1 protein-coding gene is annotated in these 470 nt (G+C 58.7%); it reads left to right on the top strand.

Going from position 1 to position 470, the window contains the following annotated elements; all coding sequences use genetic code 11:
* Positions 1 to 24: 24 nt before the first annotated feature.
* Positions 25 to 470, top strand: a 446-nt coding sequence (locus PY649_RS34860; RefSeq protein ID WP_285873623.1) for a VOC family protein, incomplete at its 3' end; no start/stop codon positions are given.

Raw genomic sequence — 470 nt, forward strand, 5'->3', positions numbered from 1 at the left:
GCGGAGCGGACCGAGAAGTTTTTCGTGGAGACAGTCGGGCTGCGGCTGATCAAGAAGACGGATTACCTCGATGAAAAGGGCGGAACCCATTACTATTATGCTTGCGACGAAGATCTGTCGCCGGGCTCCGTGATCACATTCTTCGGCTTGCCGAACTACGTGCCGGGCCGCCTTGGAACGGGTCTTTCGCATCACTTCACGCTTGAAGTCGAAAATGAACCGGCGCTGGCGGATCAACGCGAACGCCTAAGGCGCGCCGGCGTTGACGTCTCCGGGATCCAGGACACCATCTACTCCAAGATCTTCCACTTCCGCGATCCCGACGGTCACATCTGCGCGGTGTCGACCCCGAGCGATTTTGCCGTGGACGAGGACAAGGAAGATCTTGGTCAATCCCTCTGCCTGCCCGAGTCGCTCGAACCAAAGCGCGCCGAAATTGAACGACATCTTTCGTTCCGTCCGGCGCCCAC

The organism is Rhizobium mayense, from assembly GCF_030272705.1.
Lineage (GTDB): Bacteria > Pseudomonadota > Alphaproteobacteria > Rhizobiales > Rhizobiaceae > Rhizobium > Rhizobium mayense.